Source organism: Micromonospora sp. CNZ303 (assembly GCF_004345505.1).
This window is the reverse complement of the sequence record NZ_SLVT01000034.1, coordinates 41,871-51,862: the sequence shown is the minus strand read 5'-3', so window position 1 is coordinate 51,862 and position 9,992 is coordinate 41,871. Positions and strand designations below refer to the sequence as shown.

12 protein-coding genes are annotated in these 9,992 nt (G+C 75.5%); 7 read left to right on the top strand and 5 right to left on the bottom strand.

The window, feature by feature from the left end; all coding sequences use genetic code 11:
* Positions 1–534: 534 nt before the first annotated feature.
* The 4 genes from EV374_RS31560 to EV374_RS31545 all read left to right on the top strand — a co-directional run bounded on the left by EV374_RS31560 (position 535) and on the right by EV374_RS31545 (position 2,081).
* A complete protein-coding gene (locus EV374_RS31560) occupies positions 535–969 on the top strand; it encodes a phage holin family protein (RefSeq protein ID WP_132240815.1) in 435 nt (144 codons plus the stop codon).
* Complete coding sequence (locus EV374_RS31555) at positions 966–1,316, top strand: DUF3618 domain-containing protein (protein ID WP_132240814.1); 351 nt, start codon at positions 966–968, stop codon at positions 1,314–1,316. The genes EV374_RS31560 and EV374_RS31555 overlap by 4 nt, the downstream gene beginning before the upstream one ends.
* Entirely contained in the window at positions 1,313–1,585 is a 273-nt protein-coding gene (locus tag EV374_RS31550; RefSeq protein WP_121395419.1) for a DUF4235 domain-containing protein, read from the top strand. Before EV374_RS31555 ends, EV374_RS31550 begins: the two co-directional genes overlap by 4 nt.
* A 292-nt stretch (positions 1,586–1,877) precedes the next feature.
* Complete coding sequence (locus tag EV374_RS31545; RefSeq protein WP_007075740.1) at positions 1,878–2,081, top strand: cold-shock protein; 204 nt, start codon at positions 1,878–1,880, stop codon at positions 2,079–2,081.
* 205 nt (positions 2,082–2,286) lie between these two features.
* On the opposite strand, the gene EV374_RS31540 is transcribed toward EV374_RS31545, so the two are convergent.
* Both EV374_RS31540 and EV374_RS31535 read right to left on the bottom strand, forming a co-directional pair.
* Entirely contained in the window at positions 2,287–2,481 is a 195-nt protein-coding gene (locus EV374_RS31540; RefSeq protein ID WP_132240813.1) for a hypothetical protein, read from the bottom strand.
* Between the two features lie 40 nt (positions 2,482–2,521).
* Positions 2,522–3,505, bottom strand: coding sequence for an aldo/keto reductase (locus tag EV374_RS31535; protein ID WP_132240812.1), 984 nt, complete (start codon positions 3,503–3,505; stop codon positions 2,522–2,524).
* Positions 3,506–3,589: 84 nt separating this feature from the next.
* On the opposite strand from EV374_RS31535, the gene EV374_RS31530 reads away from it, so the two are divergent.
* Both EV374_RS31530 and EV374_RS31525 read left to right on the top strand, forming a co-directional pair.
* Positions 3,590–4,420, top strand: coding sequence for a trans-aconitate 2-methyltransferase (locus EV374_RS31530; protein ID WP_132240811.1), 831 nt, complete (start codon positions 3,590–3,592; stop codon positions 4,418–4,420).
* On the top strand, positions 4,417–5,442 hold the full coding sequence (locus EV374_RS31525) for an adenosine deaminase (RefSeq protein WP_132240810.1): 1,026 nt from the start codon (positions 4,417–4,419) through the stop codon (positions 5,440–5,442). Before EV374_RS31530 ends, EV374_RS31525 begins: the two co-directional genes overlap by 4 nt.
* Before the next feature lie 225 nt (positions 5,443–5,667).
* Here EV374_RS31525 and EV374_RS31520 read toward each other — a convergent pair whose 3' ends face one another.
* Positions 5,668–7,056, bottom strand: a complete 1,389-nt coding sequence (locus tag EV374_RS31520; RefSeq protein WP_207914691.1) for a sensor histidine kinase — start codon at positions 7,054–7,056, stop codon at positions 5,668–5,670.
* 29 nt (positions 7,057–7,085) lie between these two features.
* Positions 7,086–7,775, bottom strand: coding sequence for a response regulator transcription factor (locus tag EV374_RS31515; RefSeq protein ID WP_089001050.1), 690 nt, complete (start codon positions 7,773–7,775; stop codon positions 7,086–7,088).
* Positions 7,776–7,849: 74 nt separating this feature from the next.
* Between EV374_RS31515 and EV374_RS31510 the strand changes: the two genes are divergently transcribed.
* Entirely contained in the window at positions 7,850–8,770 is a 921-nt protein-coding gene (locus EV374_RS31510; protein ID WP_132240809.1) for an ADP-ribosylglycohydrolase family protein, read from the top strand.
* 36 nt (positions 8,771–8,806) lie between these two features.
* On the opposite strand, the gene EV374_RS31505 is transcribed toward EV374_RS31510, so the two are convergent.
* Positions 8,807–9,841, bottom strand: a complete 1,035-nt coding sequence (locus EV374_RS31505; protein WP_486486066.1) for a DUF1775 domain-containing protein — start codon at positions 9,839–9,841, stop codon at positions 8,807–8,809.
* Positions 9,842–9,992 lie beyond the last annotated feature (151 nt).

Below are 9,992 nucleotides of genomic sequence, written 5' to 3'. Positions count from 1 at the left end.
GACGTCCTCCATGCCATGCTCCGCGACAAGATCCCCTACCAACCACGCCCCACCAGACCAGTCCCCGCTTGACGAAACCCATAGGGACACCCCCCACACAAAGGGGGGCATCGTTCGGATAACGCCCACCACAACTGCATGATCGACCCCAGCGGTGGGCGGGGCACAGCGGTGGGCGGGGCACAGCGGGGCGCGGGGCCGCGGGGCGCGGCGGGCCCGGGGGTGCGGCGGGGCCGGGGGTGCGGGGTGGGGTGGGTGGAAGGGGCGCGGGTGGGTGGGGCGTGACCTGTGGGGGGTGGGGGCGTTGGAGGTGTGGGCGGGGTTGTGCCTCGTGGGGCGGCCGGGCGGAGTGCGCTGGCTCGGGAAGTTTGACCGGGCGTTTGGCGGGGACCTGCTGCGCGACGCTTCTGCACCTTCTTCCGCGCCGTGCGGCGGCTCGGGGACGCGGCGGTCCGGGCTCAACGGCTGCCGGGCGAAGGATTGACGGGCGGCGACTCCGGGCATACAGCGCGGTGATGATGAAAGGAGGACAGCATGGCTGACGTGGCGAACGCCCGCACATCCCGGACCGGGAGCGAGCCGTCCACCGCCGAGCTGGTGCAGCGGGCCACGGAGCAGGTCTCCCGCCTGGTCCGGGACGAACTGGCCCTGGCCCGGGCGGAGCTGACCCAGAAGGGCAAGCACGCCGGTATCGGCATCGGTCTCTTCGGCGGCGGCGGGGCGCTGGCGCTGTACGGCCTGGGTGCCCTGGTCGCCACCGCGATCCTGCTGCTCGACCTGGTGCTTCCGGCCTGGGCGGCGGCCCTGATCGTCGCGGTGGTGCTCTTCGCGCTGGCCGGGGTCCTGGCCCTGGTGGGCAAGAAGCAGGTCAGCCAGGCGGTCCCGCCGGTGCCGCAGGCTGCGGTCCGTAGCGTCCGGGCGGACGTGGACACGGTCGCTGCCGCCGTGAAGGACAGGGGACGGGCATGACGACGGGCAACGGCCGGGGCACCGGCGACACCGACGCGCTGCGGGAGGAGATCCGGCGGACCCGGGTCGAGCTGGGCGAGACGATGGAGGCGTTGGCGGCCAAGGCCGACGTCAAGGCCCGGCTGAGGTCCTCCGCCGACCAGGCGAAGGAGCGGATGCGGGACCAGACGGCGCAGACCGTGGCCCGGGTGCGCGGGCAGGCGGCGCAGAAGGCGCAGCTCGCGCGGGAGCAGGCGCAGGAGAAGGGCGCCGTCGTACGGCGTAACCCGACGCCGTTCGTCGCCCTCGCGGCGGGCGCGGTGGCGGCCGTGATCGTGTTGGTGATCGTTCGGGGGAGGCAGCGGTGAGCAGGGGCATCGGGAAGGCCGCGTACAAGCCGGTCGGCGTCTTGATGGGCATCGCCGCCGGTACGGTCGCAGGCGCGATCTTCCGGCAGGTGTGGAAGATGACGGCGGGCGACGGCGAGGCGCCCAGCGCCACCGACGAGGACCGCGGCTGGGGCGAGATCCTGGCGGCGGCGGCGTTGCAGGGCGCCATTTTCGCGGTCGTCCGGGCCGCCGTGGACCGGGGCGGCGCGGTGGGCGTACGCCGGTTCACCGGAAGCTGGCCGGACTGACCCGACGACGACGAAAAGGATCCCCGTGCCGGTGCGCTGGTGCGGGGGTCTTTTCGCGCGGGTGCAAGGGCCCACCCAGCGGATCTTCGGCACCCGTCAGGTCACATGTCGAAGAATTTCGTCCGGTACTCTGTGCAGAGTTTTCGCTACGTGGTTTGCTGTTCCACGCTGTTGAGAGATGGCGTGGGTTGAGCGAAGTCTCCTTCGTGGGGGCCGCCTCAGGCACCGCTGCTCGAAAACGGCCAATCGGCCGCACGGCGTGCTCGGCCGCCAGTTTTAGAAGGAGATACACATGGCGCAGGGAACCGTGAAGTGGTTCAACGCAGACAAGGGCTTCGGCTTCATCACCGTCGACGGCGGGGGTGCTGACGTGTTCGTCCACTTCTCGGCCATCCAGACCAGCGGCTACCGCACGCTGGAGGAGAACCAGCGGGTGGAGTTCGAGATCGCCCAGGGTCAGAAGGGTCCGCAGGCCGAGCAGGTCCGCCCCATCTGAGCAGTGCCGGTCGGCAGCCGCCGGCCAGTGGGTGATCCGGCGCCCGGATCACAGCGAAGCCCCGTATCCCGCCCGGGATGCGGGGCTTTCCGCGTCCACGGTGGCCCGCCGCCGCGGCCGGTACGCGAGCTGCCGGCGCCCGGCCTGTCGCTCGCCACTCTGGCCGCCCACCGGGAGGGGCAGCCGAGACGGCGGCGGGCGGCGCTCAGCGTGGCTTTCGGGCGTGCAGCCCGAACCAGAGCGCGACCAGCCCGGCCAGGACGACGACGGGCCCCAACACGGCCCAGACCCGCTGGTCGGTCATCACGCTGCCCTCGACGTAGCCGAGGCCCTGCACCGTCCACACCGCGCCGCCGACCACGGCGAGCAGGCCGAGGGTGAGCGGCAGCCAGCCCTTCATCGCGTCTTCCCTCCGTCGTTGCCGGTCCGGGCCGCCCGACTCACCACCGGTCGTGCACCCGCGGGCGGACCAGTTCGTCGTAGACCTCCGCCACCGCCGCCAGTTCCCGTCCGGAGAGCGGGGCCTGGCCGGCCACGGCGGCGTTGCCCCGGGCCTGGGTGGCGTCGCGGGCGCCGGGGATGACCACGGTGACGCCGGGCTGGTCGACGACCCAGCGCAGCGCGAACTGGGCCATCGTGCGCCCGTCGCCGACCAGCGGCGCAAGCCGGCGCACGGCGGCCAGGCCCAGCGCGAAGTCGACACCGGAGAAGGTCTCGCCGACGTCGAACGCCTCGCCGTGCCGGTTGTAGGTGCGGTGGTCGTCGGCGGCGAAGGTGGTGTGTTCGTCGTACCGGCCGGAGAGCAGCCCGCTGGCCAGCGGGACGCGGGCGACGACGCCGACCCCGGCGGCGGCAGCGGCCGGGAGCACCCGGTCGAGGGGCTTGTGCCGCAGCGCGTTGAGGATGATCTGGACGCTGGCCACCCCCGGCCGGGCGATGGCGGTGAGCGCCTGCGCGCAGGTCTCCACGCTCACCCCGTAGCCGGCGACGCGTTCCTCGGCGACCAGGGTGTCCAGCGCGTCGAAGACGGCGTCGTCGGCGAAGACGGCGGTGGGCGGGCAGTGCAGCTGCACCAGGTCGAGGGTGTCCGTGCCGAGGTTGCGCCGGGACCGGTCGGTCCACTCGCGGAAGTGCGCCAGGGTGTACGCCTCGGGCGTCTGCGCGACGCGGCGGCCCATCTTCGTGGCCACCGTCAGCCCGGCGTCGGGCCGGCTGCGCAGGAACCGCCCGATGAGCTGCTCGCTGCGCCCGTCGCCGTAGACGTCCGCCGTGTCGAGGAAGGTGACCCCCGACTCGACGGCGGCGGTCAGCACGGCGCTGGCGTCGGCCTCGCTGACCGTGCCCCAGTCCGCGCCGAGCTGCCAGGCGCCCAGCCCGATCACCCCGACGCGCCGCCCCAGCCGGGGAAAGGTGCGCTGCTCCATGGGACTGAGCCTAGTGATCGGCTTGTCCGGTCGCGCGGCGGGCCGTACGGTTAACAAGACGGACGTACGGTTTGGGAGGCAGCGATGTGGGATCCGACGACGTACCTGCGCTACGGCGACGAGCGCTCCCGGCCCTTCCGCGACCTGCTCGCCCGGGTCCCGGCCGAGCGCCCGCGCGCGGTGGTCGACCTCGGCTGCGGCCCGGGCAACCTGACCGCCACCCTCGCCGCGCGGTGGCCGGACAGCCGGATCGCCGGCCTCGACTCCTCGCCGGAGATGATCGCGGAGGCGGCCACTGCCACCGCCACCACCGCCGCCAGCGCCAGCGCCAGCGCCACCAGGGTCTCCTTCGCCGTCGGCGACGTCCGGCACTGGCACCCGGAACCCGACGTGGACGTGGTGATCAGCAATGCCGTGCTCCAGTGGGTGCCGGGCCACCGGGAGCTGCTCACCCGTTGGGCCCGGGAACTGCCCGCCGGCGCCTGGCTGGCCGTGCAGGTGCCGGGCAACTTCGACGCCCCCTCGCACCGGGCGCTGCGCGAGGTCGCCGACCGTCCGGCGTGGCGTGCCGACGTCGCCCCGCTGCTGCGCCGGCCCCCGGCCGACGACACCGCCGTCGGCTACGCCGAGCTGCTGACCGGTGCCGGCTGCGCGGTAGACGCCTGGGAGACTACCTACGTGCACCTGCTGCCGGCCCGCGTCGACGCGGACCACCCCGTGCTGAGCTGGCTGGAGGGGACCGCGCTCCGGCCGGTCCGCGCGGCCCTGGACGCCGCCGGCTGGGCCGACTTCCGGGCCGAGCTGGGCGTACGACTCGCCGAGGTGTACCCGGTGCGGCACGCTCAGGTGCACTTCCCGTTCCGCCGCGTCTTCTTCGTCGCCCGCACCGGCGCCCGCGCAGAGGAGAACCAGTGACCGACCTGCAAACCTTCATCGCCGGACTGCCCAAGGTGGAGCTGCACGTGCACCACGTCGGCTCCGCCTCGCCCCGGATCGTCGCCGAGTTGGCCGCCCGCCACGAGGGCCGCAGCCCCGTGCCCGCCGACCCGGCCGCGCTCGCCGACTACTTCGCCTTCCGCGACTTCGCGCACTTCATCGAGGTCTACCTGAGCGTCGTGGACCTCATCCGCGACCCCGAGGACGTCTGGCTGCTCACCCACGAGGTCGCCCGCGAGCTGGCCCGCCAGCAGGTCCGCTACGCCGAGCTGACCGTCACGCCCTACTCGCACGTGCACCGGGGGATCCCCGCGCCCGCCTTCTGCGAGGCGATCGAGGACGCCCGCAAGCGGGCCGAGGCGGACTTCGGCATCGAGCTGCGCTGGTGCTTCGACATCCCGGGCGAGGCCGGCCTGCCGGCGGCCGAGGAGACGCTGCGCATCTCGCTGGAGGAGCGCCCGGACGGGCTGATCAGCTTCGGCCTCGGCGGTCCCGAGATCGGGGTGCCCCGGCCGCAGTTCAAGCCGTACTTCGACCGGGCCCGGGCGGCCGGCCTGCGCTCGGTGCCGCACGCCGGCGAGACCACCGGCCCGCAGACGGTCTGGGACGCGCTGCGCGACCTCGGCGCGGAGCGGATCGGGCACGGCATCTCCGCCGCGCGGGACCCGGAGCTGCTGGCCTATCTCGCCGAGCACCGCATCGGCATGGAGGTCTGCCCGACCTCCAACGTGCGTACCCGCGCGGTCGCCAGCATCGAGGAGCACCCGCTGCGGCAGTTGGTCGAGGCCGGCCTGCTGGTCACCATCAACTCCGACGACCCGCCGATGTTCGGCACCACCCTCGACGAGGAGTACGCCGTCGCGGCCCGACTGCTCGACGTGGGCCCGGAGGGGCTGGCCGCGCTGGCCCGCGACGCGGTGACCGCCTCGTTCCTGGACCCGGCCGGCAAGCGGCGGATCACCGCCGAGATCGACGCCCACCTGGCCACCGCTACCGGCTGAGCGCGGAGAGGGGACGGCGCGCGGCGGGAGGAGGTGTGGGGGGACCGAGTCTCCCGCCGCGCGCCCGGCTCCACCGGCCGGTGGGGTGCCCCGAGGCATTGACCGGTGGAACTGATGGGTTCGGATTCGATCCTGTCAGCGCCGGCCCGCTCCGGCACCACGGTTAACCGCGATCTAAGGAAGACTTGCGCCGCCCCACAACCGGCCGCCGGACCGAGCCGCGGCTCAGTCGTCGGTGGGCCGCTGGCGGGGCCAGCGACGGCTGCCGGTCTTCTGCTCCCGGGCCATCCGGCCGACCAGGCCGAACCGGCTGACCTGCCGGGGCGTCGCCTCCGGGTCGGCGAGCAGCATCACCACGCTCGCCCCGCCCAGCCGGGCCCGGTCGATGCTGACCGAGCCGTTCGCCTGCAACGCCACCCGCTTGGCGATGTCCAGCCCCAGCCCCGTCGAGCCCTGGTCGCTGGCGCCCCGGCGCAGCGCCCGGTCCGGGTTGGCGATCCCCGGCCCGGCGTCGTCGATCCGGATGGCCACGTACCCGTCGCGGCGCGAGACCGCCACCTCGAACGCGGTGCCCTGCGGGGTGTACCGGAAGACGTTGCCGATCACCGCGTCCAGCGCGGCGGCCAGCTCGGCCCGGGGAACCGGTGCCGGGATGCGCAGCTGGGCGCCGCTGACCCGGTGCGGCCGGTTCTGGTCGCCGGCCAGGGCGGCCCAGAACACCATCCGGTCCCGCACCACCTCGCTGACGTCGCACATCGCCGGCCCGGCCTCGTGCGCGACCGCCTTGCGGGTGGTCTTGATCAGCACGTCGATCTCGCCCTCGAGGGTGACGATCGCCTGCCGGATCCGGCGGATGCCGCGCCGCCGGTCCAGTTCCGCCTCGCTGAACGAGCCCACGCTGGTGTCGTCGGACTCCAGCGCCTCCGCGTCGAGCCGCAGCACCGTCAGCGGCGTGCGCAGCCGGTGCGACAGGTCGGCGACCAGCTCCCGCTCGTCGGTGCGGGCCGCGTCCAGCCGGTCGGCCATCCGGTTGAAGGCGTGCCCGGCCTCGGCCAGCTCCCGCGGGCCGCTCGGGTCGACGCGTACGCCCTGGTCGCCGTCGCCGATCGCGAGCGCCGCGCGGACCAGGCCCCGGGCCGAGTCGACCGCGCGGGCGGCGACCCGGTCCACCACCAGCACCGCCGCGCCCACCAGGGCGGCGGCCACCCCGAGCAGCAGCAGCCACCGGCTCTTGCCGGCCAGCTCCGACTCGGGCACGAAGACCTCGACCACGGCCGTCGTGTCGCCGAGCACCACCGGGTCCAGCCGGAGCACGCCGCCCTCGACGTCGACGACCACGGAACGCCGCTCGGCCCGCGCGCGCTCGAGGCTCCCGGCGTCGGCCCGGCCCGCCGACTCGTCCACCCCGAGCCCGTGCACGACCGGCCGGGTGGCCGGGTCGTCGCCGCTGGCCGCCACGACGCGCTGCACCACAGCGGGGTCGGTGCTGACGGCGAGCGCGCCGGTCACCAGCGCGCTGCGCCGGGCGGCGTCCGCGATGACCTCCTCGCGCGCGCGATCGGCGAGACCGAGGGCGAGCGGGACGAGGAACGCGAGCGCCACCAGGGCACACATGCCGGCCGTGAGCAGGGCCAGCGACGGCCTCAGTCCGGCGCCACCAGCCGGAAGCCGACCCCCCGCACGGTGCGCAGGTAGCGCGGCTTCGCCGCGGACTCGCCCATTTTGCGGCGCAGCCAGTACAGGTGAACGTCGATGGTCTGGTCCTCGCCGACCGATGGCTGCCGCCATACCTCCTCCAGAAGTTCCCGGCGGGACACTACCCGTCCCGGCCGCGCGGCGAGATAGGCCAGCAGGTCGAATTCCTTGCGGGTCAGCGCCAGCGGCTCGCCGTCGAGGTGGGCGCTGCGCTCGCCGACGTCCACCCGCAGCCCGCCGACGCTGTGCACGGCCGGCTGCACCGTGCGGCTGGCCCGCCCGGCCCGGCGCAGCACGGTGGTGATCCGCGCGTCGAGGTGCGCGCCGGTGAACGGCTTGACCATGTAGTCGTCGGCCCCGGCGCGCAGCAGACGTACCACGGACTGCTCGTCGTCGCGGGCGGTGGCGATGATGATCGGCACGTCGGTGATGCCGCGCAGCATGCGCAGCGCGTCCGAGCCGTCGAGGTCGGGCAGCCCGAGGTCGAGCACCACGAGGTCGGGGGTCTCGGCCGCCACCCGGCGCAGCGCGTCCAGCGCCGTGCCGACGGCGTGCACGGCGTGCCCCCGGTCGGCGAGGGATCGCAGCATCGCGCCGCGTACGACGTGATCGTCTTCGACCAGGAGCACGGTGGCCACAGCAAGACCGTACTCGCGGTGGCAAGTTGATCGCGTTTGCGGCGCACGAGGCAACAGGGCAAGCTGGTACAACGATGTCCTTCACGCTCTTTCCCGACACCCGCCTCGCGCTGGCCCGGGACTCGCTCGCCGGCCTGTCGGTGGGCGACGCGCTCGGCTCGCAGTTCTTCGTTCCCGGCCGGCACCCGGCCGACCTGGCCGCCGGGAAGCTGCCCCCGCCGCCGTGGCAGTGGACCGACGACACCGAGATGGCCTGCTCGGTGGTCGCCGCCCTGGCCGAGACCGGCCGGATCGACCGCGACGCCCTCGCCGCGGCCTTCGCCGAGCGCTGCGAGCCCTACCGGGGGTACGGGCCGGGCGCGGTGACCATCCTGCGGCTGATCCGCACCGGCACGCCGTGGCCGGTGGCGGCCGCCTCGGCCTTCGACGGCCAGGGCTCCTGCGGCAACGGCGCGGCGATGCGGGTCGGCCCGCTGGGCGCGTGGTACGCCGACTCCACGGCGCGGGCGGCGGCGCAGGCCCGGGCGTCGGCGGAGGTGACCCACGCGCACCCGGAGGGCGTCGCCGGCGCGGTGGCGGTGGCGGTGGCCGCGTCGCTGGCCGCCCGCGCCCGCCTCGACGGCCACCGGCCCGCCCCGGAGCGGCTGCTGGCCGGCGTCACCGCCGCGCTGGACCCGGCCACGGAGGTGCACCGGGGCGTACGCCGGGCCGCCGGCCTGCTCGACCGCCCGGTCGCCGAGGCCGCCGACGTGCTCGGCAACGGCTCCCGGGTCACCGCCCAGGACACCGTCGCCTTCACCTGCTGGGTGGCCGCCGTGCACCTGGACGACTACCCGGCGGCGGTCCGCGCGTGCGTCGAGGCCGGCGGGGACGTCGACACCACCGCCGCGATCGTCGGGGCGGTGGTGGCCGCGCACACCGGCGTCGGCACGCCGGGCGGGGTGCCGACCGACTGGCTGGCCGCCCGCGAGCCCCTGCCGGACTGGGCCGGCTGACCGCCGCCCCGGTCCACGGCCCGACACCCGCCCCGCTCAGCGGGCGGCGACCGGCCTGCCCGGCGACTGCGCCCCGGCGGCGGACGCACCGGCCCCGACGGTGGGCGCGCCGGCCGGCACGTGCGGGACGCGTTCCGGGGCGACGTGCTCGTCGGCCGCGTCGGCCCCGGCAGCGCGCCCGTCCGGCTCGACGCCGGCCGCGCCGGTCCGGGCGGCGGCGGCCGGTCCGGGCCCGTCCGGGTCGGTCCGGGGCGTCGGGTCCTCCCGCAGCACCGACAGATCGACCGGCTCGGCCGGCTCGCGGCGGCGCCAGCGGCTGACCAGCCAGCCGATCGCCGCGCCCCCGCCGAGGCCGGCGAGCAGCCCGGCGGCCAGCATCCCGTCCGCGTTCCCGCCGCCGCTCGGGGCGTCGCCGGCCGCGGGCCCACCCGCCGCCCGGGCCCCCGCGGCCGGGACGTCGCCCGCCCCGCCAACCGCCGCGCCGGCCGCCGGGGCGTTGCCGTGTCCGCCGTGCCCGGCCGCCGCGCCGGGGGCGGCCGGCAGCAGGGTGAGCGACGGCGCCCGGCGGGCCCCGGTCGGCCCGGCCCAGCGCACCACCGTGCCGTCGGCGTACGTGCGCAGCACCTCGAAGGTGAGCCGGTCGGTCTGCGGCAACGGCCCCATGGACAGGGTGAGCCGGGCCGGGCCGGGAGCCGTGCCGGGCATCCGGACCCAGGTCACCGCGCTGGTCACCTCGTCGACCCGGGACGAGTGGATGCCGGCGACCGGCTGGTCGAGCCTGCGGGAGGTGATCCGGGGCGCCCAGCCGGGCACCGACATCGGATAGACCTCGGCGATCGGGGCGTCGGCCGGCAGCCGGATCTCGATCCGCTCGGCGCGGGCGCCCGGCAGTTCGTCGGGCACCACGAACTCCAGCTTGACCGCACCGCCCTGCCGCGCCTGCGTCGGGCTGGTCGTCACGTCGGCCGCGTACGCCGGGGCGGGCCAGGCCAGCACCCCGGCCGCCGCCAGGGCGGCCACCGTCGCGGCCCGGCGCCGGGGCTCGGGCCGCACACCGTGCATCGTCGCCATCGTCGGTCCCATCCGTTTCCACGGGCCGGCACGGTTCCGGCCACATCCGGTAGTTCGGATCCGGGGACGCAAAGGTTCAACGCAGGGCCCAGGACGCCGGTCGGACGCGGCGAGCCCGGCCCCTCCCCGGGGGCCGGCCGGGGCGGGGCCC